This window comes from Legionella pneumophila subsp. fraseri (assembly GCF_000586315.1).
Classification (GTDB): Bacteria; Pseudomonadota; Gammaproteobacteria; order Legionellales; family Legionellaceae; genus Legionella; species Legionella pneumophila_B.
The window spans coordinates 161133-183643 of the sequence record NZ_KK074226.1; the positions used below are offsets into that span (position 1 = coordinate 161133).

A 22511-nucleotide genomic window follows, 5' to 3' on the forward strand; every position below is an offset into this window, starting at 1 on the left:
AAAAGATCTTGCTCTCCAATTGCACCTGATTCCCGCAGACTTATCTGACAAACAATATGACTTCATTTTAAATTGATTAATTCTATACCAAGCACTATGCATTAATACTTATCTAATAAAAATGAATATGAGAATATTTGCTTTTCAATTGTTTGTTTTTGATTTAACTTACCTAAGGGATTATTTTAAAATGTGAGGTCAAAATCATGCCTGCTTTCAAAAAAGGACAAAATCCAGTAACAGAACTTACTAGATTAAAGGAGTATATGGAAGACCAAATAGCGAAAGCAAAAGAGTCCTCCTCTTTAACAGCGCAACTAAAATTCCTGGAAAACGCCCACACAGAACACTTTGTCAAAATGGGCTCTCTAACCACAATTTACAAAGGCGGCAGTGAAGTGGTTGATCGCTTGAAAATTGAAATCCGTGCTTTGTATGAAGAAATGATTGCGTTAAAAGATCAATGCCGTGACCAGATTCAACAACACGATACATCTATGAAACACAGCCCCACCTTCTTCACTGCGAAGAATAACAATACAAAGACTGAAGAACTCGATATAGATTTTGACAAGGCATTCGGACTTTAAATGCTGTTCACTACTCAATGTTGGTCTTTGATATTAAATAAGCAAAGCCCAACATTAAGCACTGGATTTCCTTTATCAAACCAGAAGCTGCCAGCAAGCTTTCCTCGTTGATTTTCCATTTACTTCCATTCAGAAGTTGAATCCTCATATTAACTCAGTATAATCACACCTTTTATCGCCTTGGAAAACAGTCATGAGTAAAGGCATACATTTCGAACAATCAATCACTGAACTCGAAGAAATTGTCCGGCAACTGGAAAAGGGGGAGCTTACCCTTGAAGAATCGCTGAAACAATTTGAAAAAGGAATTAGCCTTGCAAGACGTTGCCAAAATGCTTTAAATCAGGCAGAGCAAAAAATTGAAACGTTAACTAGTACTGATTCCAACTTTGAACTCGACTCAGATGAACAAACAAGTGATTGATAACTATACCCAAAGACATGAGCTATATCTCGAGCAATTGCTCAATGAAACAATAATACCAGCTCCCAAAATTCGCTCCGCACTGCATTACGCTTTATTTTCAGGCGGCAAAAGAATAAGACCCATTTTGGTTTATTTAGCTGGCGATTTAATTGATGTGAACCAGGAAGTTCTGGATATTATAGCAGCAGCGCTTGAGTTAACACATTGCTATTCGCTGATTCATGATGATCTTCCGGCGATGGACAATGACGATATACGCCGAGGTAAGCCCAGTTGCCATAAAGCATTTGATGAGGCAACTGCTATTTTAGTTGGTGATGGTATGCAAGCTTTCGCGATTGAGGTCGTATTGACCAGATTATCGCCCCTGCTCCCCGCATCACAAATCGTAGCCATTACTCAATTATTAGTGAATGCCAGTGGAATCAGTGGAATGGTTAGTGGTCAAAGCCTTGATTTATCAGAACTGGCCAATTCATCGGTCACTGAGGAGCAATTAAGAGAAATTCATCTATTGAAAACTGGAAAATTGATCCTGGCCTGTTTTGAAATGGTTTTAGCAGCACAGCATTTGGTATCAGAACAAATCAAATCCGCACTAAGGACTTATGGAAAACATATAGGGCTTGTATTTCAAATGCAAGACGATTACCTGGATCTCTATGCTCCCACTCAAGTATTGGGTAAAGGCCGCTCCTCGGATCAGGCAAACCAAAAAACCACCTTTGCTACCCTATTTAGCAAACAGCAATTAGAAGAAGAAATCGCTGTTCATTATCAAATTGCAATGGATTCTCTGCAGTTATTTGGTAGTAAAGCGGCTGCATTAATTGAATTAACCAAACAATTACAAAATCGCAGCAACTTGTCTTGACACCATTGATGTACCGGACAATCCAATTGATATCCGTGTTAAACTAGGGTTTTTTGGCGATACGTGAAACAGGAATCCAGGTTTCTATGCCTTGCTCCATTTTACGTTGCTCACCTTTCCAGGCTTGCCCATAAACCACTTCATAAGTTAAAGGATATTTCCCGTTAGCAGTTCGCATGGTAGCGTATTGCGTTTCAAATTGTTGCCAAGCACTTTTACCTGTCAATCCATGATTTCGTTTAGGATTAATATTTCTGACTCCTTGAGTTTTTAGGGCCAAGAGCAATTGGTGTAAAGTATCGTAATGTATAGAGAGTAATTCCATGTCCATAACCGGATCCATAAAATGCTCTGCAAGCAGGCAATCTCCAATATCATGCATATCAATAAATTCATTAATATGAGCATATTGATTAGCAGCAGACCAGGCTCTTTGTAATTCTTTGAAGGTATCAGGGCCTAATGTAGTAAACATCAAGCATCCGTTGACATTCATTACACGATTAAGTTCCCGAAAAACAGGTCCTAATGAGCTACTCCAGTGAATGACCTGGTTAGCAAATACCAAATCAAAAATGCCAGTAGCGAAGGGCATTTGCTGCATATCAGCCGTAACTAAAGGCCATTTACGACGCCAACCCTGCTTTTTCCGGGCTTGTTCTAGCATGGCGAACGACAAATCCATTCCAACAATCTGCGCTTTGGGGTATAACAAAGCCAATTCTTTTGAAAAAAAACCCGGCCCGCACCCTAAATCCAGAATTCGTCGAGGAGTAATTTTTAAATATTGTAATCGTTCAAACAAACGACTGCCTATTTCTTTTTGTACTTTGGCAACACGCTCATAGTCATCGGCATGTTTGCTAAATGCCTTGCTTATTTCATTGTTGACCGTCATTATAAAGACCAGGGAAAAGTTAAATGCTGGAAATCCAACTATCGTGCTCCAAAAATTCTTAAGTATAACACAGAACTTACGCTTGCCTTCAATATGTACTCTTTGCAACCAGCTTCACAAAAGTCAACTTGCAATTTGCTCTTATTGCATGGAGTATATGAAACAACTTGGACCTTCCTGTCAATACTGTGCCTACCCCCTTTCTGATGATACCTACCTGGTTTGTGGTCACTGCATTAAAAAAAGGCCTCTCTTTGATAAGGCCTATATAGCGTATCGTTTTGAAGAACCTCTGCGTAGTTTAATACACCAGTTTAAATACCATAATGGTCTTTATCTGGCCTCATTTCTAAAGCAATTACTTCTTAATGCCTTGCCACAAAACGCATTTAAACCAGACTGTCTAATTCCCGTTCCCATGCATCCCAAACGATTAAAGCGAAGGGGATTTAACCAGTCTGTTATATTAACCAAATTATTAGCTCGTCAATTAAACATCCCTTATGACTTATACCATTGCCGAAAAGTAATCAATACCGCTTCACAAGCCAATCTCGATGGAGAACAACGAAGGAAAAATTTGCATCATGCTTTTTATGTATCGCCTGTAACTTATGAGCACGTCATGATTGTAGATGACTTATTAACCACAGGAAGCACAGCCAATGAAATGGCATATACATTAAAAAATGCCGGGGTTAAGAGAGTAGATATATGTTGTTGCGCAAGGGCTGTGACTAAAAATTAAAAGATAACTCCATGTTCATAAGTAAACTGTCAATGGTGCAAATATCGATTCAAATCATTCATTAACAAATGCACTAGCAACACACAAAATAGAATAACCATTAAACGATGCAACAAGACTTCCATAGCGACTGAAATGGGTTTCCCGCGAATTTTCTCTATAACCGAGTATAAAATACTTCCTCCATCAAGGCCGGGTATAGGAAATAAATTGACCAAAGCAACGGCTAAACTCAACGTGGCTATGAACAAGAGAAAAACGATAACACCTTGAGTTAAAGAGGCCACAGAAACAGAAAAAATAGCCAAGGGCCCAAGTAAAATAGAAAAAGGAATAACTCCGAGAAACAATTGTTTCAATATCATTATAAAAAAGTACATTGTATGGATTATCTCATCAAACGCCTTTTGTATTGAAGCCAATAGAGATGGATAACGCTTCAGACTAGAAACTGCTGACAAATCAGGCTTGATCCCCATACTCTCCAGCAAAGAACCATCTTTTGAAGTAAATTCGATCTGACTTAAATCAAGATTCAATTGTTTTAATTGCTGATTCGCTTGTCTTAAAACAATTTGCACATTCTTTTGCCCCCAATGAATCACCAACTGCATACCTACCCCTTGCCAGGAATCAGTAGGGTAACTCTCTACAGCAACCCATTGGTCGCCTGCTTGAATACCTGTCTTTGCAGCAAGGCTATCCGGTTTTACCGATTGAATTTGGGGTAATTTATAGCTAATACCAATATAAAAAACCAACACCAAAGCTATCCATGCGGTAACAAGATTTGCAATCGCTCCCGACAATAAAATCACCACACGAATCCAAACTGGTTTCTTATCAAAACAATAAGCATTTTCTTGCGGCTTTACTGGGCTAATCCGTGAATTCAGTAGTTGAACATACCCTCCCAAAGGCCACATTGCCCAGATCCAGTTACATCCACTTCGGGTTTGCCACTGAATTAATGGTTTTCCAAATCCTATAGAGATTTTACTAATTTTGACCTGAAACAAACGGGCTGCCAATGCATGTCCCAATTCATGTATACCAATCACCAAGATTAACGTGAGTATTATGGCTAGCAATGCCATAATCATGATGGACTCCTTATCCAGAATATGAGGCTTATTAAAAAAGCACAGAAAGAATAATCTATTTGTGCGTATTATCAACTACCAGCTGCAACATTGGAATCCCTTTTCTTCCAGCCAATTCATATCCTTTACGATAAACTTCAAAAATTCGATAAGGTTGATTAGTCTCACTATCGACCAACTCCACCTCATCGCCCTGTTCATCAACTAAAGTGACAGTCAAATGAATCTCGCGAAATCCATCAACCTGGTAACGCTCTTTAAATAATTTCAGAACCCTCTCCAGGCTCTCAACAGTTTCAATAGCATTATGTTGACCTTGCAGGATAATGTCCATTTAAAGCTCCTATTGAAATGACACATGTTGTACAATATGTGTCTATACATGTTGGCGGCAAAACTCAACAGGACTTTAGAAAGTCACTGTTCTCATTATTAGATATGAGCCCGTTTGAAGATAGAGAAAGTAAATTGAATCCCTTGCCAGCAAATTTTCCCAAGCGGGACAATCTTGAGGAAGAAGACGGGTAAAAAAATATACTGTAAAATGATTGCAAGAAACAGAAATACAAGGAACCTTACCTTTTTCTCTACAAATTTTACAATGAATCGTTTACAATTCGTTAACTCTCTTAAATAAATAAATCAAGATTCTATGGTATTTGTAGCTTGCGGGCTTAATCATAAAACTGCTCCAATTCATGTGCGTGAAAAAGTCGCACTGCAGCCAGCCATGCAAGATTCTCTACTGAATAGCCTGCTTGATTTACCTGAAGTCAATGAAGCAGCTATTTTATCTACATGCAACCGGACTGAAATCTACTGCGATACCAATACCCCTGAGGTTCTTGGAAACTGGTTAGCCCATGAACACCAATTATCAGAGGAATTATTATCTCAATTTTTGTATATCCATCAGGGAAAAGAAGGAATCAAACATACCTTGCGTGTTGCCAGTGGCCTGGATTCCATGATGATAGGTGAGCCGCAAATCCTTGGTCAAATGAAACAGGCGTATCAACATGCTTGTCGTCTTGGCACAGTAAAAACACAATTACGACCTGTTTTTGAATATATTTTCAGAGCGTCCAAACGCATCAGAACTCGTAGCGGAATTGGAGCCAATCCCGTATCGATTGCCTATGCTGCTGTGCAACTGATAGGGCAATTATTTAAAAACTATCATTCTTTAAGTGTCTTTTTAATTGGTTCCGGAGAAACAGCCTCCCTGGTTGCCAAATACCTGCATCAACAAGGTGTCCATCGTTTTTTGATAGCGAGCCGCACTCTGGAAAATGCTCAAAAATTAGCTGAAACTTTTGGTGGGAAAACACTGTCCATTGGTGATATCCCGCAATATTTGCCTCTGGCCGATGTGGTTATTTCTGCCACAGCATGTCCCCTTCCTTTCATTAATAAAAGCCTGGTTGAACATGCCTTAGAGCAAAGAAACCATGCTCCTATGTTTTTATTGGATTTGGCTGTTCCTCGTGATATTGAAGAAAATGTCAATGAATTGGAACAAGTTCATCTCTATAACGTCGATGATTTACAATCCATGATAGAAAAAGGGATGGATGAAAGGCGAAATGCGGCATTGCAAGCAGAACAATTGATCGAAAGCGAACTGGATAACTACATTAGATGGCATCGCTCGCTTAGAGCCAAAGACGTCATTTGCGATTACCGCAATCAAATGCACACTTTGGCTCAACAGGAATTACAACGTGCTTTGAAAAAAATATCCGCTGGTCAAAATCAGCAAGACGTTTTAAATGAATTCAGTATGCGCTTGGTCAACAAGCTAACTCATAATCCCACCATAGGTTTAAGACAAATGGCATGGGATAACAGAGAAGACTTACTTGACCTCGCACGATATCTCTTTGATACAACAGCCAATCAATCATTATATGAAGAAATCTCTTGAGTTAAAATTACAGCAAATGTTGGAGCGATACGAGGAAGTAGGCCGCTTACTGTCCGAAGCATCCATTATTGCCGATCAAAATCAATTTAAGTCTTTATCAAAAGAATATGCCCAACTTGAACCAGTTTCCCAATGTTATGAGTCGTATTTAGAGGCAAAAAATAATTTGGATTCTTTAAACGAATTATTGGAAAGTGATGACAAAGATTTAGCGGCTATGGCTGAAGAAGAGATAGACACCGTCAAGAAACAAATTGAGGAATTGGATGAACAATTACAATGGCATCTCATTCCTAAAGATCCTGATGATGAACGCAATATTTATCTTGAAGTCAGAGCCGGCACAGGTGGAGACGAAGCAGCTATATTTGCCGGGGATCTCTTTCGAATGTACAGCCGTTATGCAGAAAGCCAGGGTTGGCAAATTGAATTAATTAGCGCCAGCCATGGTGAACATGGAGGCTACAAGGAAATAATTGCCAAAATCAGTGGGCAATCGGTTTATTCACAACTCAAATTTGAATCAGGAGCTCACCGAGTACAGAGAGTACCTGAAACTGAATCGCAAGGTCGTGTCCATACTTCCGCATGTACGGTCGCTATCATGCCTGAGGTGGATGAAATTAATGACATTCAGATAAATCCCGATGACTTACGCATCGATACTTACAGATCTTCTGGAGCCGGTGGACAGCATGTTAACAAAACAGATTCTGCTATTCGCATCACACACATCCCTACAGGAGTGGTTGTAGAGTGCCAGGATGAGCGTTCACAGCACAAAAACCGTGCCAAAGCCATGTCCTTGTTAAAAACAAGATTATTAGATGCCGAAGTAAGCAAACAAAAACAAGAACAAGCGCAAACACGTAAGTCACTGGTTGGTACAGGTGACCGCTCCGAGCGCATTAGAACTTATAACTTTCCTCAAGGTCGACTCACTGATCACCGCATCAATCTGACTATCTACCAGCTTAGTGACATCATGGAAGGGAATTTATCCCTGGTCATTGACCCGTTAAAACGCGAATACCATGCTGAACTGCTAGCCGATTTAGGCCGACATGATTGATATTCGTTCATTACTGGAACAAGCTCTGCAACAATTCAAAGTCAAAAACCAGGAAACCAAGTTAGAGGCAGAACTTTTACTCTGCCATGTGTTAAACAAAAACCGGACCTATCTTTTTGCCCACCCGGATGCCTTGGTTTCTCCTGAACAGATAGAAACCTATTTGCAGATGATTAAACAACGTGCTGAAGGTATACCAATCGCTTACATTACTGGACAGCGCGAATTTTGGTCTCTTTCGTTAAAAGTAACACCCAATGTTCTCATTCCAAGACATGAAACCGAGCGTCTGGTGGAACTTGCACTGGAGCTAATACCTGACAAGGAGAATGTTTCTGTCCTTGATCTGGGAACAGGAAGTGGTGCCATTGCCCTGGCGCTTGCAAAAGAAAGACCCCTTTGGCATATTGACGCGTGTGACTTCAGCAAAGGAGCATTGGAGTTAGCCCGTTATAACGCTAAAACGCTCGGCTTAAACAATATTAATTTCTGTCATTCCTACTGGTTTAATAATCTCCCCCTAAAACAATACCATGCTATTGTATCTAATCCGCCCTACATTGCTGAAAATGATCCTCATTTAAAACAAGGCGATGTCCGCTTTGAACCAACAAGTGCATTAGTCAGTAGTCAAGATGGATTAGCTGATCTACAATATATTATTCAGCACAGTTATGAATATCTTTTGCCTGATGGACTGCTCTTGGTTGAACATGGTTTTGAACAAAAAAATGAGATAAGCGCTATACTTAATCAATTAGGATATAAAAACATACACTGTTGGCAAGATCTTCAAGGACATGATAGGGTAAGTGGAGGACAACGTCCAAGCAATAGGAATAACAAACCTTTGTAGTGATTATTTTTTTGTTGATGATACTGACGTTTTTTGGTATACGTAGCGATTTTGTATAAAACTCAGTTTCAGATACAGAATGAAATATAGGGTCTGGCATGACAGGACAATTAATTGATAAAACCAAAGAGAGATTATACAACGTGAAAAACGATGCAATAGGAAATATGGGAATAGCGCCCTACCAAGAGACTGAGGGCGAGGAATATATGAATGAAAAACAGCTGGCACATATTGAAAAAATATTACTCGCTTGGCGCCAATCTTTAATGGAAGAAGTAGATCGTACTGTCTCACACATGAAAGATGAAGCAGCCAACTTCCCAGATCCTTCCGACAGAGCAAGCCAGGAAGAAGAATTTAGCATTGAGCTGAGAACCCGCGACAGGGAACGAAAACTCATTAAAAAAATCGAAGACGCTCTTGAGCGATTAAGAAATGACGATTTTGGATATTGTGAAGCCTGCGGAATCGAAATTGGTCTGAAACGCCTTGAAGCAAGACCTACTGCAACCTTATGCATAGATTGTAAAACTCTATCTGAAATCAAGGAACGCCAAAATCAAGGGGCTTGATTCTTTCTTGTCTCTGAACATTAAACAATAAATTCCCGCCAAGCGGGAGTTTATTACTACAAACAATCGATGTTTTTTATGTATTTTACCAATTACGGCTACAGATTAAATCAAATCAAAAAAGGCTCGGATCAACACTGGCTGTTTCTGCCAGGTGGGCCGGGACTTGGTTCTGAATATTTAGCCGGTTTTTGCGACAAGCTAGCTTTGCAGGGCACTGTAAGCCTTGTTGATTTTCCAAAAGATGGAAATAATGGTGAAGGCCAACTTGATTTTGTATCTTGGCAGGAAGGCCTCATTTTATTGCTGAAATCTTTGAACAAGCCAATCCTTGTTACCCATAGTTTTTCAGGAATGTTCACGCTGAATTTTCCGGAAATTGAGGATCATTTAAGCGGGCTTGTTTTAATGAATACAACAACAACCAACAGTTTCTTTCAGCATGTTAACGAAATGCGTCAAAAACATCATTTGCCGGATTTAGTCCCCGCTGCGAGCCAATATCATTTATATCCATCCAACGAGACCTATAAAAAATTTTGGGATACTTATAAACATTATTGTTTTACTCAAGAAGAGCTACCCATCGGTGAGCAAATGATGGAATTATTTGCCTACAACAATGAATCCTATCATTATGCCATCGAGCATTTTTATAATGATTTTCACTATAAGTGGCATCCTCAAACCATTCCAACCATGACCATTGCCAGTGAACTTGATTACATTTGTCCACCTGCAATATTTATTCAGGATAAGAATTTTCAAAATCAAAATGTGATTAATAAAATAATTTATAAGGCAGGCCATTGCCCATGGATACTCCACCTTGAACAAGTCCAAAAATGTTTTGATGAGTTTGCTGGCATGATACAAGGAATAAATACCGAGAGAACTATATAATAAGCTATTATCCCAAAGCTGCCTCAATTTTCTGCAAATACCTCAATACAGAACCCTTATTACTTTCAAGAACTGAACTGGCATTTGTCACCATAGTGCTTTGAGATTCTTTATCCTGATATAACTTGATAATCGCATCAACCAACTCATTGACATGATTCACTAGCAAAATAGCCTGAGCCTCTTTAAGCTCTCTGCAAATTGTTTTAAAATTATGTACTTGATTCCCGCTTAAAACAGGGACATTCATTGCGATTGGCTCTAATACATTATGACCACCAACCGGGACAAGGCTACCGCCAACAAATGCAAAATCACTAATTTGATAAAATCCCAAAAGCTCACCCAAACTGTCCAGTATAACCACTTCATTTTTTCTGGAAACCGTATCCAAATTGCTACGACATCCGGTATTAAATCCCGCCTGAACACTCAACTGATAGACTGATTGAAACCTTTCTGGATGACGTGGGGCAATTAATAACACCACTCCTGGAATAGCCTCCTGCAACCGAGGTAGCTGAGATAAAATCTGAGATTCCTCGTTATCATGGGTGCTTGCTGCAATAACGGTCACTCTGTCTTCTCCCCAGTGACTTTTTAATTCCCTGTATTTTTTACTATCAACAGAATTAATCTGTAAATCAAACTTCATATTCCCTAATACATGCACTAAAGCAGCATTTGCGCCCAAAGCAATGAACCTCTCAGCATCTTCATTGCTTTGTGTCAGAATCCCTGAAAATTGATTCAAAACTGGTTTAAATAAATATTTGAGCTTTAGATATCCTTGCAAAGAGCGATCGGATAAGCGTCCATTCGCCAGGAATAATGACACTCCTGAAGCATGAGCCTGGTTAATTAAATTAGGCCACAATTCCGTCTCCATAATAATCCCGACACGAGGTCTCGTCTTTTTAAAAAATCGTTTGAGAACCCAAGGTAAATCATACGGTAAATATTGATGCGCTACCTTATGACCAAATCGCGATTTGACTCGCTCAGAACCTGTAGGGGTCATAGTGGTGACTAGCACCGACCAGCGTTTGTCGAGCATTGCATCAATCAAAGGTGTTGCCGCAATCACTTCCCCCAGAGAAACAGCATGAACCCATACATCAACTGGTGCATACTCTTGTAATCCCAGACAAAATCGTTCTGCTATGCGCTGTCTGTATGCTGGTAATTTTCTACCCTTCCACCACAGGCGAAAAAACAAATAAGGCGTCAGTAAATACATTAAAAAGGAATACACAAAACGCATAAACAGGTACCAAACACAAAAAGGTAAAGTATATACCTAAAACAGTTCCTTGTGCGATATGTTACAATTCAATTAGAGGCTATGTTGTGCTTTGTCTGTATTAAATTAAAATTTGAAATCAAATTTAACATACATCTTTATAGGTAACTTCTGATAATGAACTTACGCGATTTCTTTGTAATAACAACCTGGTGGGGAAAAATACTTGGTGCCTTCTTTGGCTACTTAACTGCTGGGCCAGTAGGCGCTTTGTTTGGCATTCTCGTTGGAAACTTTTTTGATCGGGGCCTTGTCAGCTATTACTCTAATCCACATTGGCTATATCATGCAGAAAAACAAAAAATTGTCCAAAAAGCCTTCTTTGAAGCAACCTTTTCCATAATGGGGCATGTTGCGAAATCAGATGGCCGTGTTTCTGAACAAGAGATTAACATGGCTAAATCCCTGATGAGTGAAATGAAATTGAATAAGGAACAAAAAGATTTGGCAAAACGATTATTTAATGAAGGGAAACAACCTGATTTCAATGTCAGTCTTGCTCTTATCCAATTACAAAGAATCTGCAAGGATAACCGTGATTTGTTAAAGCTTTTTGTAGATATTCAGTACAGAGCCGCCCAAGTCGATGGATTAAACAGCCAAAAAATTCATGCGCTTGATAACATTTTTACTCATCTGGGATTCGCCCCCTTACACAAACAGTATCGTTTTTATGAAGATTTCGGTTCTTATTTCCAACAAGAACAACCAAAACAGCACTATCATAATCAACAGGGATACCAACATACATCCTCTTCTCAAGGACAAAGAGGTTACAAACCTCAATCACCCCCTAATGCTTTAGCACATGCTTATGCTTTACTTGAAGTAAGTCCGAATGCAAACAAACAGGAAGTTAGAAGAGCATACAGACGTCTCTTAAGCCGTAACCATCCGGATAAATTAATTGCTCAAGGTTTACCCGAAGAAATGATTAAATTGGCTAATGATAAAACTCATCAAATTATGAAAGCCTATGAATTGATCTGTGAAACCAAAGGTTGGTAATCCAATTCATCAATTGACAAGATCAAACTTGCAGAAGAATAAACCGGTTCCAAATAAGAAACCAATATCGGCGGTGGTTGTGGCTCAAATTCCGGAAGCTTTGCCATCCAACCATGGACAAACGCTAATAATAATTGTTGACTGTATTGATAGTCATGAGGGGCACCAGGTATATCAATGGCTAAATAACTATTCTCTTTAAACCTCTCTTCCCTGCTCTTTCGTTGCTGCTTTACCATGTCATAATCAAACTGCCCCACAATATCAAACAGTGGAAAACGTAAACGAGGTGCTTTTTGCAGATTTTTATTTAAATCATAGGCAGACAACATCACTAACCCATTGATCATCTTGGATTGCAGTTTGCTAAAATATTCTAGCGATAGATTAAGTTGATCGCCATAATGGACTAAAACGATTCTTTTATTATCGTTCTGCCTTAAAGTACTGATGACTTCCGGTAATTGATTGATCCAGGGTATCGAGTTATTTTTAGTACAATTCAACAAGACGACTGACCAGCCATTTTGAAATAATCCCTTGGCAAACTGTTCCAATAACAAAGACCATTGCGCAGTCTCTCCACCACGAACAATGATGACCGCCCCATAGGAAACGGGCTTTGATAACCAATAAGGTAAAATAACTTTTTTTTGCTCGACTGTTATTTCAAGCTTCTCTGCAAAAACATTGGAAACAATAAGACAAAATAGTAGAGCTATCCATTTAATTTGATTCATATTTCCCTATAAAATTGCCTGTAAGGGGCAAGATTCCTTGGTTAGAATGAGAGTATAGGCAAATACCAAATAAATTATCCTCTCATCAGGCTCCATTCAATCTTAAAAATCTCCCTCCTTGGAATTGTGGATTGATTTGAATGATAATGCGAGTTGCATTTAAAGATATCTCTTAATTCTCAGCGAACTGGACTCCAGCCTCATCTAACATCAAACGTGCTTTTTCTGCCATTATTTTATGCGCCAAAGCCGTCGGATGTACTAAATCAAAGAACAAATAACCATCACATGCGTTTTCTGTCAATTCTGGTTTCACAGACGCAACCATCTTCAAAACGGAATTTTTAGTAATCTCATCAACTATCGAATAGGAACAGGTACCCGTTATATTCGTAAATCCATACTCAGAAGCATGCTCTATCACATGGTCAAAATGACTACCCGTATCAAAGAATAACCATTCCACCTCAGGATAAGTTTTTTTAAAATAATCCACTGTATTGGATAATGCATTATTGTGTTGTGTTGAAAAATAAGTCATTTCTTCAACAGAACCGAATTCCAGAGCGGCAGGAGTTCTGCCCAAATCAGGTAAATTGAGAACTAAAATATGCTTCGCACCCTTTTCTACCAGACGTTGTATGCTATCAGTAATCCCACGGTTAACATTTTTAAGTGTTTCCTCCACTTCAACAGGCATACCCAGATAATTATTTGCCCCTATCCAAATAACAAAAAGACTGTCAGGGCTTGCTTTATCCTGATGTGCTAACAAATAAGAATTCACTTCTCTTCTTAAGGTAAAAAACACCTCATCATCTTCTTCATCAACAGAAACTCCTGCTCCACCAAACGCATAATCCAGTAAATGAGAATTTGGATCATTAGGGAAATAAGAGGCTATTAAACGTTCTATCCACACTGGACCATTGGAGAAACGACCTTCAAAATAAGGGGGAGACTGGGGAAGTTGGTGTTTCATGTATTCATATAAGTTACCGTTATCCGACAAGCTATCACCAAATACAACTATGTTATTAAGTGGTGTCGCACTAACCACTCCCGACAATAAAAAAGCACACAAAGATGCTAATAGTTTCATGAAACCCCTTAAGTAATAGATTGATTTTATATCTTTAGGTTCATTCAATTATATAATGATTTATCAATTTTTCCACGGCATTTAACACATTACTGTATATAAATTTTTTGTTGATCTAAAACAGAAACCTAATTATAGTAAATCCTGTAAACACTTCCCTGACTCGATTCATAATGCTTTCTTTTGTAACAGGGTACAGAAAATCAATATCTTGCAATCGATTCAGCAGAAATGTCGTCAGCCCTTATTTCTTTATGAGAACCATAATAATGACTAGATTTGAAAGAAATTTCCTGATTAATAGCTTGATGTTTCTTGAAACCATACTCTCTGTGGACAAGAAGCTGGATGATGCAATTCACCATTTTACTCAAGGCCAATATGAAAACCCCCGCTATCAAATTAATTCACGTATAACAAATGCTGATGACTGGTCCAAGGAGGATAAGCTAAAATTCACTTCTGCAATCGCAGAAGCCATAGCTCTTGTTTCGGAGAAGTATGAAAATCCAACCAGTGAGACTACAGAGCAAATACAAAGTGCCCGAAATATATTATTGGATGACTATGTTCCATTACTTACAGCGAACACCGATCCTGAGAATAGATTAAAATCTGTGAGAGAAAATAGTAGTCAGATAAGAAAAGAATTAATTGCCAAACTCAAAGACGAAGTACCTTATAAAAGTCAGTTTGAAAACCCCTATGTTCTTTTCCCATTCGTTGCTGCCACTGTAGCCGTAGCAGCTACTGCTGCGTCAGTGTTGTTTGGCAACAAACCATAAAGGTAGTGTTTTATTACTAATGAAGCCTCTTGTCAGGCTTCATTAAACTCAGAAATATACAGATCATCAGTACTCCAATGGTTATTTCCGTTCAAGATGGACCAAATACGGTCGTTTCAAGAAAGAGCTGATCTCTTACACTCAGAGATAAAATAATGCTTAATTAAATTTATAGGCAGATTCATTACGAATGTCGTCTAAAGCTTCTTTTACTTCTTCTTTTATTCGTAGCTGAAACTGGCCGCTTGCTTTTTGGCTGAATCCACGAGACTTATCAGCTCTCCGAATTGGGCAATCAGGATCGTATCTATTGCTTTCAATGTCTTTGCTATTCTTGGTTTCTCTACCGAAAAAACCGGGTTCATGTTTCTTTTTCATAATTTGGCCCCTCAGTGTTAAATTTCAGAACACCAATCCATATTAGAGGTATTAAATTAGAAAAACAAGCCAGGAAAAAGGTAGGTCTTCAGGGCAAAATCATACTTTGATTAAATAATACATATGCATATCATTCCTACGCGAGTGGGAATCTATTTCAAATCTTGCCCCTCCCTTTGCTATAGAGAAGAGATAGCTTACTGCCTGTGCGGGGATAATAAAATCTGAACCATTGTTTGCGCTATTTATTGTACTTAATGTTATGATCTCGCCCTGACAGGCGAAATCGCGTTTTACAAAATAATTAAAGGCCAATTGATAGCGCTAACAGCACTTTACTGCTGAGTTATTCAGGCACTGCCAATTAATGTTAAATTCAGTTGACGGCCGCAAACCCAAGCCTTGGTTAAGTCTTTCATCACTTCTTTAGGCATACCTTTGGGTAGGCGAACAGTTGAGTGATCTTCGTGAATTTTAAGGCCAGTAATATATCGGCTTTGCAAGCCTGCTTCATTAGCAATAGCCCCTACTATGTTACCGGGTTTGACTCCATGAATTTTGCCCACATCGATGCGGAATAAATCCTGAGCTGCCGGTTCTTGATTAAAGGCCTTCCTGCCATCATTAAATTTTTTTCTTTCATTAGAAAAATCTTTAGCAAAATCTTTCTTACTTCCTCGTGCCCCTTTCCGGTCACCAGAAAAAGCTTTTCTCTCTTCCTTAAAGCGACCACGTAAATCCAATCCTTTTTCTCCTGCCCGAGCTCTCTCTTCTTTGAATGCTGAAGCTGCTTTTGGTAAATTCAATTCTTTTTTCCAAGGCATATCCTTATGCAGCAATAAAGCAAGAGCAGCCGCAACGTCCACCGCTGATGCATCATTTTCTTTCATGTATTCTTCTACAATCCTTTTATAGGAATATACATGCTCATGGTTCAAACGGGCAGTAATGTTAGACATGAATCGTTGTTGACGAGCCATCTGTATCATATGGTCATTGGGAACTTGAACTTTTTCAATTCGTTGCCGGGTATGGCGTTCAATGCTGGAAATTAAACGAGACTCCTTGGGCGTTACAAATAAAACCGTAACACCAGAGCGGCCTGCTCTTCCTGTTCTGCCAATTCTGTGAACATAGGTTTCATTGTCATGGGGCATATCATAATTAATAACATGAGTAACTCGTTCAACATCCAGACCGCGCGCAGCAACATCCGTCGCCACAAGGATATCAATCGCTCCTTGTTTAAACTGTGCAATAATCCGCTCGCGCAAAGACTGAGTAATATCACCATGAATTGCCATTGCTCTTAATCCATGTTGTTGCAATAGCTCTGCTACTTCCTCAGTACTGCTTTTAGTGCGTACAAAAACTATAACCCCTTGATAATCTTCCACTTCCAGGACTCGGATTAACGCATCCGGTTTTTGATGTACAGAAGCAAACAAAAAACGTTGTTCTATAGATTTGACCGTAGCAGTTTCCATACGGATTTCGATTGAAGCTGGGTCATTCAAATAAGTATTGGCTATTTGACGAATTCGATAAGGCATGGTTGCTGAAAACAATGCCATTTGCTTTTTTTCAGGCAACTTTTCCAAAATGGTTTCTACATCTTCAATGAAGCCCATGCGCAACATTTCATCTGCTTCATCGAGAATAAATGTCTGTAAATTATTTAACAGCAAGGTACCCTTGTCGATATGATCCAGAATACGTCCTGGCGTTCCAACAACCACTTGCGCACCACTGCGCAATTGTTTTAATTGACGGCCATACTCTTGTCCGCCACAAAGAACGGCGATAGTCACATTGCGTTGGTACTTGCTTAATAATTCAAATTGTTCCGCAACCTGGATTGCCAATTCACGGGTAGGGGCTAAAATTAAAGCCTGAGTGGCAGGTATATCAGGAGACAGATTTTGCAAAATTGGTAATGCAAAAGCCGCTGTTTTACCTGTACCGGTCTGTGCAAGAGCAATTGCATCGCGACCTTGCAACATCAAAGGAATGGTTTGGGCCTGAATAGGTGATGGAGTAGTAAACTTCATATCTTCTAACGCTTTATTTAAAGCATTAGAAAAATTAAAAGCGGAGAAGTTTGATATTTCTTGATTCATACTGTTCCTGAATATAATAAAGCGTCTTTCTGAAAAGGCTAACTAATATAAAAAATGTGCATTATAATAACAAAATTAACAAGATGATGCACTATATTTATTAATTTTATCAAGACAACACATACCTTGATAAAAAATAATTCTACCAAAAGAGCCCGGTTTTGACCTTTGCTCTTTATTTTTAAACAATAAGAGGAAGAGTTTCATCAATTAACTCAAACTGCGCTGGTAACCGACCAATGCTTTCACCATCGGCTTCAATTTCTATTTTACATCCTTCCAATGACTCAATTTTAATTTTTTTAGCCTGGACATAATGAACATTATTATCCAACAGATGCCCGCCTGAGTAAATTTTATATAACTTAAACAGTGCGTTTAATTTTGAAAAATCATTAAAAAAAACCACATCAAACAAACCATCATTCACTTTTGCCATCGGTGCTACATGCATACCTCCACCGAAATATTGGCCACTACAAACAGCCATTAATAGCATCGTGTTTTCAAAAGGTATGGCATCATCGATCTGAATCTTCACTTTGGTTTTACGATAGGTCATCAATCCGGTTAAAGAATGCAATAAGTAATTCAGAGTGCCGCCCAGCTTTTTTAACCACTTGCTTTTAGATGCACGCAAAACCACCTGTCCTGACAAACCACAGCTGGCAATGTTAATAAAATATCTCGACACTTGATTAGCAAAAGTAATTTTCCCAATATCACAATTGATAAATTGATTATGACTTAACCTATCCAGGAATTCGGTCATTTTTTGTTTCGGAAATTGTCTTGTAAAATCACCACCACAACCCGCATTAAAAAAGGCGATTTTTGTTTGCGGATTTTTTAATTTATCTTTCTCAATTAAGCCATTCAAAACATGATTTAAAGTGCCATCTCCACCGATTATTAACAAGCTGTCAGGGTTTTCAGCAAGAAGTCCGTCTGTGATTGCTTCAAGATCATTAACCCTGTTAGATATTCTGTAAACAGTTTGTTCGAATAGGGCATGTAACCCGGGCTTTAGAACTTTCCAAACTTTTTTCCCGCGACCTCCGCCTGCTATAGGATTTATCACTACAGCAATTTTACTCATACCAACGCAGCCAACCGACAAGCCTGATCAATAGCGTGACGTGCATCAAGCTCCAAAGCTTTATAAGCACCTCCTATTAAATGAACCAATTTACCTGCCATTTTTAAAGGCTCATACAAACTCTTTAATTCTATTTGACCTGCACAAATCACTATAGAATCAACTTCCAAAACTTGAGGTTTGTCGTCAATAACCAAGTGCAATCCCTGATCATCAATACGCTCATAATTTACCCCTGAAAGCATTTTGACTTGTTTATGTTTTAAGCTGGAACGATGAATCCATCCGGTAGTTTTTCCCAATCGTTTACCCATTTTTTCTTTTTTGCGTTGTAATAAATACACTTCACGAGGACTCGGTGCAATTTGAGGTGGTTTTAATCCACCCCTATGTTGTCCGCCAAGATCAATCCCCCATTCATTATAAAATTCCTCAGAGGTCAACTGATGGTCATGAGTTAAAAATTCAGCAACATCAAAGCCAATTCCTCCTGCCCCAATGACGGCGACTCGTGATCCAACCGGTTTGTTTTTAGTAATCACATCAATATAACTTACCACTTTTTCGTGATCTATGCCTTTAATCTCAGGAACTCTGGGTATAATTCCACTTGCCAAGACCACTTCATCATAGTCTTTCAGTAATTCCACAGTGGCTTCAGTATTCAAGTGTACATCCACCTTATACTTTTGGAGTTGGTAAGCAAAATAATTCAATGTGTGCTGAAACTCTTCTTTTCCAGGAATTTTTTTCGCTAAATTAAACTGTCCGCCAATCTGATTTGCTTTTTCAAACAGAGTAATTTTATGCCCTCGTTCAGCTGCCGTTACTGCAAAAGCAAGGCCAGCCGGTCCAGAACCAACTACAGCAATAGATTTTGGTTGATTTGTTGTTTCATAAATCAAGGTCGTCTCGTTACAGGCACGAGGATTAACCAGACACGATGCTGTTTTGTTCACAAAAACCTGATCAAGACATGCTTGATTACAAGCGATACATACATTAACCGCTTTGCTTTCGCCTAATTTTGCTTTTTCTGCAAAGCAGGGATCCGCTAGAAATGGTCTGGCCATAGAGATCATATCTGCGACTCCATCTTCCAATAATTGATTGGCCAACTCTGGTGTATTAATTCGGTTGGATGTAATCACTGGTATTTTAATTTCAGGCTTTAAATGCCGAGTCACTTGAGTGAAAGCAGCTGATGGAACCATCGTTCCTATCGTTGGAATTCTTGCTTCATGCCAACCTATACCCGTATTGATTAAACTGGCGCCAGCTTGCTCAATGGCTTTAGCAAGGGTGATCACTTCCTGCCAATTACTCCCCTCCGCCACCAAATCAAGCATGGACAAGCGATAAATGATAATAAAGTGCTCTCCTACCGCCTCACGGACACTGCGAACTATTTCAATGGGAAATCGCATGCGATTGGAATAACTTCCGCCCCATTCATCCCTGCGATGATTGGTATGAGTTACTATAAACTGGTTTATCAAATATCCTTCGCTTCCCATGATTTCAACCCCATCATAGCCAGCCAATTGGGCTAGTCGGGCACATCGAGCAAAATGTTTGATGGTTTTGATAATTCGTCTTTTACTCATTTCCCAAGGCTTAAAAGGGCTAATGGGAGATTTAATACGGCTTGGTGCTACAATAAAAGGGTGATAGCCATAACGCCCAGCATGCAATATTTGCAAAGCAATTTTTCCACCTGCTTCATGTACAGCCTGTGTAATGATTTCATGTCGATGTTGCTCTTTGCTATTAGTCAGCTTGGCAGCAAAGGGAGCCAGACGGCCAGCTCGGTTAGGGGCAAAACCACCTGTTACGATTAATCCAACTCCGCCCTGAGCTCTTTCTCTATAAAAACTTGCAAGGCGATTTAAATTTTCTTTATCTTCCTCAAGTCCAGTATGCATTGAACCCATTAATAAACGATTCTTAATTTGGGTAAAACCCAGATCCAAAGGCTGAAAGATGGCTTTAAAAGGGGTATTATCAATTCTCAATTCCATGAGGACTCTCTGTGTAATAAAAGCTTAAAACATAAAGTATAAACCTTGCTTATTATACAGCAATCATTTTTTACTGATTCAATTAATTTAAAACTCTATCCCAAACAGGATTTACTAAAATGTCGGGGTTGACGCAATGAAGGTTTGATCGCGGAAATCCAGATTAACCAAATGATTGAATTAAAAATATTTTTAAACTAAAAAATCGAAGTTTTTTGTAAATCCTGTGGAATAAATGCTTTTCTTGGATAATACTAAAAATATTAACAGATTTTGAATAATGTCAGGAAATGATATGAACAAATCAGGAACAATATTAGTTGGAACTTTTTTATTCTCAAGCATGGCTTTTGCGGATGATCTTACAGCGCCAATTTACACGACTGGCCCCAAGCCAGTTGCAATAGGCAAGGTAACCTTTACACAAACCCCTTATGGTGTTTTGATTACACCAAATTTAACTAACCTTCCTGAAGGTCCGCATGGTTTCCATTTACATAAAAATGCTGATTGTGGTGACCACGGAATGCAGGCAGAAGGACATTATGATCCTCAAAATACCAATAGCCACCAAGGCCCTTATGGTAATGGACATTTGGGGGATTTGCCTGTTTTATATGTCACAAGTGATGGAAAAGCGATGATACCTACTTTAGCTCCCCGTTTGAAATTAAGTGATATGCATAATTTAGCTGTCATGATTCATGCCAATGGAGATAGTTATAGTGATAATCCTCCACAAGGCGGTGGTGAAGGCCGTATAGCCTGCGGCGTCATTAAATAATTTTGGGCGTTTGAAGCAGGTAACCTGCTTCAAACGCTATTATTTTATTTAATTCGCGCACTGACATGAACCGCATGAATAACCGCAGCAATACGTCCAACTCGTGCAAGGCCTGCATCGGATAATCCGTGCTCTTTCAATTGACGCGCGTGAGAACTAACACAAGCCCCACAGCCATTGAGAGCAGAAACCGCAAGAGACAATATTTCAAAAGTTACCCTGTCTACTCCTGGATTCATCATTCCTTGCATCCGCAATCCTGTAGGAATGTGCTCAATTTCCTTAATTTCAGTTAAATGAACAAAGCGATAGTAAATATTAGTCATCGCCATAAGACTTGCCGCCAGTTGTGCTGCATGCACAATCTGTTCGTTGTGAACCAATTCTTTAAGTTCTTTAATTAGAACCTCATTGCCTAAAGAATAACTGACTGCTAATGCAGAACCTAAAATTTGCTGCTCATTCAATCCATCACTTTGCTCCAGGTTCAGAACCTTACTCAAATTCAAGCGAATATCTTTAGCCACTTCCGGTATGCTTTCTTTAACATTCTCTAACATGATTGATGCCTCTTATTTCAATTTATTTAATATGAATTGTTTCTTCGCCTTTTTTCCAGTTACAAGGACAAAGTTCATCGGTCTGCAAAGCATCCAGAACTCGTAATACTTCTGCTGGGTTACGCCCTACGTTTAAATCCGTAACCATCACAAAACGAGTAACTCCCTGGGGATCTACAATAAATGTCGCGCGTTGAGCAACCCCCTCCTCGTCATCCAATATGCCCAAATTTCCTGTCAATTCTCGTTTAACATCAGCCAGCATAGGAAATGGCAAGTTTTTTAAGTCCGGATGCTGATTTCTCCAGGCCAAGTGTACAAATTCACTGTCTGTGCTTCCACCTAGAATTTGAGCATCCCGATCGGCAAACTCTGAATTTAGCCTTCCAAACTCCGCGATTTCAGTAGGGCAGACAAAGGTAAAATCTTTAGGCCAAAAAAATACGACTAACCATTTACCCTGATACGTTTCATTAGAGATCATTTGAAATGCATTGCTTACATCATTGGCGACTGTTGCTTTAAGTTGAAATTTTGGAAATTTGTTGCCTACCGTAATCATAAATTTTCTCCTCATTAAATTAACACAATTGTCATTATTAAATTTAGGTGAAATCATTTAATAAATAAAATCAATT

The 22511-nt window shown here is 39.0% G+C and carries 24 protein-coding genes; 12 read left to right on the forward strand and 12 right to left on the reverse strand.

Going from position 1 to position 22511, the window contains the following annotated elements:
* Nucleotides 1–206: 206 nt before the first annotated feature.
* The 3 genes from CC34_RS0113280 to CC34_RS0113295 all read left to right on the forward strand — a co-directional run bounded on the left by CC34_RS0113280 (nt 207) and on the right by CC34_RS0113295 (nt 1891).
* Nucleotides 207–590 carry a hypothetical protein gene (locus CC34_RS0113280; RefSeq protein ID WP_027227358.1) on the forward strand — a complete coding sequence of 128 codons (384 nt, stop codon included), beginning with the start codon at nt 207–209 and terminating at the stop codon, nt 588–590.
* A 193-nt stretch (nt 591–783) separates the two neighbouring features.
* Complete coding sequence (locus CC34_RS0113290; RefSeq protein WP_027227359.1) at nt 784–1014, forward strand: exodeoxyribonuclease VII small subunit; 231 nt, start codon at nt 784–786, stop codon at nt 1012–1014.
* A complete protein-coding gene (locus CC34_RS0113295; RefSeq protein WP_027227360.1) occupies nt 995–1891 on the forward strand; it encodes a polyprenyl synthetase family protein in 897 nt (298 codons plus the stop codon). Before CC34_RS0113290 ends, CC34_RS0113295 begins: the two co-directional genes overlap by 20 nt.
* A 43-nt stretch (nt 1892–1934) precedes the next feature.
* Here CC34_RS0113295 and bioC read toward each other — a convergent pair whose 3' ends face one another.
* Entirely contained in the window at nt 1935–2789 is an 855-nt protein-coding gene (gene bioC, locus CC34_RS0113300; protein WP_027227361.1) for a malonyl-ACP O-methyltransferase BioC, read from the reverse strand.
* A 43-nt stretch (nt 2790–2832) separates the two neighbouring features.
* Between bioC and CC34_RS0113305 the strand changes: the two genes are divergently transcribed.
* Entirely contained in the window at nt 2833–3537 is a 705-nt protein-coding gene (locus tag CC34_RS0113305; protein WP_219819312.1) for a ComF family protein, read from the forward strand.
* A 29-nt stretch (nt 3538–3566) separates the two neighbouring features.
* Here CC34_RS0113305 and CC34_RS0113310 read toward each other — a convergent pair whose 3' ends face one another.
* Together CC34_RS0113310 and CC34_RS0113315 are read right to left on the reverse strand one after the other, a co-directional pair.
* Entirely contained in the window at nt 3567–4640 is a 1074-nt protein-coding gene (locus CC34_RS0113310) for a M50 family metallopeptidase (RefSeq protein ID WP_027227363.1), read from the reverse strand.
* A 55-nt stretch (nt 4641–4695) separates the two neighbouring features.
* Nucleotides 4696–4974: a hypothetical protein gene (locus CC34_RS0113315; RefSeq protein ID WP_027222429.1), complete on the reverse strand. Its 279-nt coding sequence runs from the start codon at nt 4972–4974 to the stop codon at nt 4696–4698.
* A gap of 318 nt (nt 4975–5292) precedes the next feature.
* On the opposite strand from CC34_RS0113315, the gene hemA reads away from it, so the two are divergent.
* The 5 genes from hemA to CC34_RS0113345 all read left to right on the forward strand — a co-directional run bounded on the left by hemA (nt 5293) and on the right by CC34_RS0113345 (nt 9973).
* Nucleotides 5293–6567, forward strand: coding sequence for a glutamyl-tRNA reductase (hemA, locus tag CC34_RS0113325; RefSeq protein WP_027227364.1), 1275 nt, complete (start codon nt 5293–5295; stop codon nt 6565–6567).
* Nucleotides 6551–7639, forward strand: coding sequence for a peptide chain release factor 1 (prfA, locus tag CC34_RS0113330; RefSeq protein ID WP_027227365.1), 1089 nt, complete (start codon nt 6551–6553; stop codon nt 7637–7639). Before hemA ends, prfA begins: the two co-directional genes overlap by 17 nt.
* Nucleotides 7632–8495, forward strand: coding sequence for a peptide chain release factor N(5)-glutamine methyltransferase (gene prmC / locus CC34_RS0113335; RefSeq protein ID WP_027227366.1), 864 nt, complete (start codon nt 7632–7634; stop codon nt 8493–8495). The genes prfA and prmC overlap by 8 nt, the downstream gene beginning before the upstream one ends.
* A 98-nt stretch (nt 8496–8593) precedes the next feature.
* Nucleotides 8594–9070 carry an RNA polymerase-binding protein DksA gene (gene dksA / locus CC34_RS0113340; RefSeq protein ID WP_027227367.1) on the forward strand — a complete coding sequence of 159 codons (477 nt, stop codon included), beginning with the start codon at nt 8594–8596 and terminating at the stop codon, nt 9068–9070.
* Between the two features lie 69 nt (nt 9071–9139).
* Entirely contained in the window at nt 9140–9973 is an 834-nt protein-coding gene (locus tag CC34_RS0113345) for an alpha/beta hydrolase family protein (protein ID WP_028379627.1), read from the forward strand.
* A gap of 7 nt (nt 9974–9980) precedes the next feature.
* Here the strand turns inward: CC34_RS0113345 and waaA are convergent, their stop codons facing one another.
* Nucleotides 9981–11237, reverse strand: a complete 1257-nt coding sequence (gene waaA / locus CC34_RS0113350) for a lipid IV(A) 3-deoxy-D-manno-octulosonic acid transferase (RefSeq protein WP_027227369.1) — start codon at nt 11235–11237, stop codon at nt 9981–9983.
* Between the two features lie 156 nt (nt 11238–11393).
* On the opposite strand from waaA, the gene djlA reads away from it, so the two are divergent.
* Nucleotides 11394–12284 (forward strand): co-chaperone DjlA, encoded by an 891-nt coding sequence (gene djlA, locus CC34_RS0113355; protein ID WP_027227370.1) that lies wholly within the window; start codon nt 11394–11396, stop codon nt 12282–12284.
* Here djlA and CC34_RS0113360 read toward each other — a convergent pair.
* Nucleotides 12251–13024, reverse strand: coding sequence for a DUF3530 family protein (locus CC34_RS0113360; RefSeq protein WP_027227371.1), 774 nt, complete (start codon nt 13022–13024; stop codon nt 12251–12253). The two genes, djlA and CC34_RS0113360, sit on opposite strands and share 34 nt — an antisense overlap.
* 172 nt (nt 13025–13196) lie before the next feature.
* A complete protein-coding gene (plaA, locus tag CC34_RS0113370) occupies nt 13197–14126 on the reverse strand; it encodes a GDSL family lysophospholipase PlaA (RefSeq protein ID WP_027227372.1) in 930 nt (309 codons plus the stop codon).
* Nucleotides 14127–14395: 269 nt separating this feature from the next.
* Here plaA and mavE point away from each other — a divergent pair, with 269 nt between their 5' ends.
* Complete coding sequence (gene mavE, locus CC34_RS0113375; protein ID WP_011947187.1) at nt 14396–14911, forward strand: Dot/Icm T4SS effector MavE; 516 nt, start codon at nt 14396–14398, stop codon at nt 14909–14911.
* 159 nt (nt 14912–15070) lie between these two features.
* Here the strand turns inward: mavE and CC34_RS0113380 are convergent, their stop codons facing one another.
* From CC34_RS0113380 to CC34_RS0113395, 4 genes are all read right to left on the reverse strand, one after another.
* Nucleotides 15071–15289: a hypothetical protein gene (locus CC34_RS0113380; RefSeq protein WP_028379628.1), complete on the reverse strand. Its 219-nt coding sequence runs from the start codon at nt 15287–15289 to the stop codon at nt 15071–15073.
* A gap of 350 nt (nt 15290–15639) precedes the next feature.
* Entirely contained in the window at nt 15640–17409 is a 1770-nt protein-coding gene (locus CC34_RS0113385) for a DEAD/DEAH box helicase (RefSeq protein WP_027227373.1), read from the reverse strand.
* A 181-nt stretch (nt 17410–17590) separates the two neighbouring features.
* Complete coding sequence (locus CC34_RS0113390; RefSeq protein ID WP_027227374.1) at nt 17591–18508, reverse strand: diacylglycerol/lipid kinase family protein; 918 nt, start codon at nt 18506–18508, stop codon at nt 17591–17593.
* Nucleotides 18505–20529, reverse strand: a complete 2025-nt coding sequence (locus tag CC34_RS0113395) for an oxidoreductase (RefSeq protein WP_027227375.1) — start codon at nt 20527–20529, stop codon at nt 18505–18507. Before CC34_RS0113395 ends, CC34_RS0113390 begins: the two co-directional genes overlap by 4 nt.
* A 295-nt stretch (nt 20530–20824) precedes the next feature.
* On the opposite strand from CC34_RS0113395, the gene CC34_RS0113400 reads away from it, so the two are divergent.
* Nucleotides 20825–21313: a superoxide dismutase family protein gene (locus CC34_RS0113400; RefSeq protein ID WP_027227376.1), complete on the forward strand. Its 489-nt coding sequence runs from the start codon at nt 20825–20827 to the stop codon at nt 21311–21313.
* A gap of 44 nt (nt 21314–21357) precedes the next feature.
* Here the strand turns inward: CC34_RS0113400 and CC34_RS0113405 are convergent, their stop codons facing one another.
* Both CC34_RS0113405 and CC34_RS0113410 read right to left on the reverse strand, forming a co-directional pair.
* A complete protein-coding gene (locus CC34_RS0113405; RefSeq protein ID WP_027227377.1) occupies nt 21358–21873 on the reverse strand; it encodes a carboxymuconolactone decarboxylase family protein in 516 nt (171 codons plus the stop codon).
* A gap of 22 nt (nt 21874–21895) precedes the next feature.
* Nucleotides 21896–22435 (reverse strand): peroxiredoxin, encoded by a 540-nt coding sequence (locus CC34_RS0113410; protein WP_027227378.1) that lies wholly within the window; start codon nt 22433–22435, stop codon nt 21896–21898.
* Between the last annotated feature and the right edge of the window lie 76 nt (nt 22436–22511).

Coding starts and splice junctions, on each gene's coding strand:
- CC34_RS0113280 (WP_027227358.1), top strand. CDS start 207: ATGCCTGCTTTCAAAAAAGGACAAAATCCAGTAACAGAACTTACTAGA.
- CC34_RS0113290 (WP_027227359.1), top strand. CDS start 784: ATGAGTAAAGGCATACATTTCGAACAATCAATCACTGAACTCGAAGAA.
- CC34_RS0113295 (WP_027227360.1), top strand. CDS start 995: ATGAACAAACAAGTGATTGATAACTATACCCAAAGACATGAGCTATAT.
- bioC (WP_027227361.1), bottom strand. CDS start 2,789: ATGACGGTCAACAATGAAATAAGCAAGGCATTTAGCAAACATGCCGAT.
- CC34_RS0113310 (WP_027227363.1), bottom strand. CDS start 4,640: ATGATTATGGCATTGCTAGCCATAATACTCACGTTAATCTTGGTGATT.
- CC34_RS0113315 (WP_027222429.1), bottom strand. CDS start 4,974: ATGGACATTATCCTGCAAGGTCAACATAATGCTATTGAAACTGTTGAG.
- hemA (WP_027227364.1), top strand. CDS start 5,293: ATGGTATTTGTAGCTTGCGGGCTTAATCATAAAACTGCTCCAATTCAT.
- prfA (WP_027227365.1), top strand. CDS start 6,551: ATGAAGAAATCTCTTGAGTTAAAATTACAGCAAATGTTGGAGCGATAC.
- prmC (WP_027227366.1), top strand. CDS start 7,632: ATGATTGATATTCGTTCATTACTGGAACAAGCTCTGCAACAATTCAAA.
- dksA (WP_027227367.1), top strand. CDS start 8,594: ATGACAGGACAATTAATTGATAAAACCAAAGAGAGATTATACAACGTG.
- CC34_RS0113345 (WP_028379627.1), top strand. CDS start 9,140: ATGTTTTTTATGTATTTTACCAATTACGGCTACAGATTAAATCAAATC.
- waaA (WP_027227369.1), bottom strand. CDS start 11,237: ATGCGTTTTGTGTATTCCTTTTTAATGTATTTACTGACGCCTTATTTG.
- djlA (WP_027227370.1), top strand. CDS start 11,394: ATGAACTTACGCGATTTCTTTGTAATAACAACCTGGTGGGGAAAAATA.
- CC34_RS0113360 (WP_027227371.1), bottom strand. CDS start 13,024: ATGAATCAAATTAAATGGATAGCTCTACTATTTTGTCTTATTGTTTCC.
- plaA (WP_027227372.1), bottom strand. CDS start 14,126: ATGAAACTATTAGCATCTTTGTGTGCTTTTTTATTGTCGGGAGTGGTT.
- mavE (WP_011947187.1), top strand. CDS start 14,396: ATGACTAGATTTGAAAGAAATTTCCTGATTAATAGCTTGATGTTTCTT.
- CC34_RS0113380 (WP_028379628.1), bottom strand. CDS start 15,289: ATGAAAAAGAAACATGAACCCGGTTTTTTCGGTAGAGAAACCAAGAAT.
- CC34_RS0113385 (WP_027227373.1), bottom strand. CDS start 17,409: ATGAATCAAGAAATATCAAACTTCTCCGCTTTTAATTTTTCTAATGCT.
- CC34_RS0113390 (WP_027227374.1), bottom strand. CDS start 18,508: ATGAGTAAAATTGCTGTAGTGATAAATCCTATAGCAGGCGGAGGTCGC.
- CC34_RS0113395 (WP_027227375.1), bottom strand. CDS start 20,529: ATGGAATTGAGAATTGATAATACCCCTTTTAAAGCCATCTTTCAGCCT.
- CC34_RS0113400 (WP_027227376.1), top strand. CDS start 20,825: ATGAACAAATCAGGAACAATATTAGTTGGAACTTTTTTATTCTCAAGC.
- CC34_RS0113405 (WP_027227377.1), bottom strand. CDS start 21,873: ATGTTAGAGAATGTTAAAGAAAGCATACCGGAAGTGGCTAAAGATATT.
- CC34_RS0113410 (WP_027227378.1), bottom strand. CDS start 22,435: ATGATTACGGTAGGCAACAAATTTCCAAAATTTCAACTTAAAGCAACA.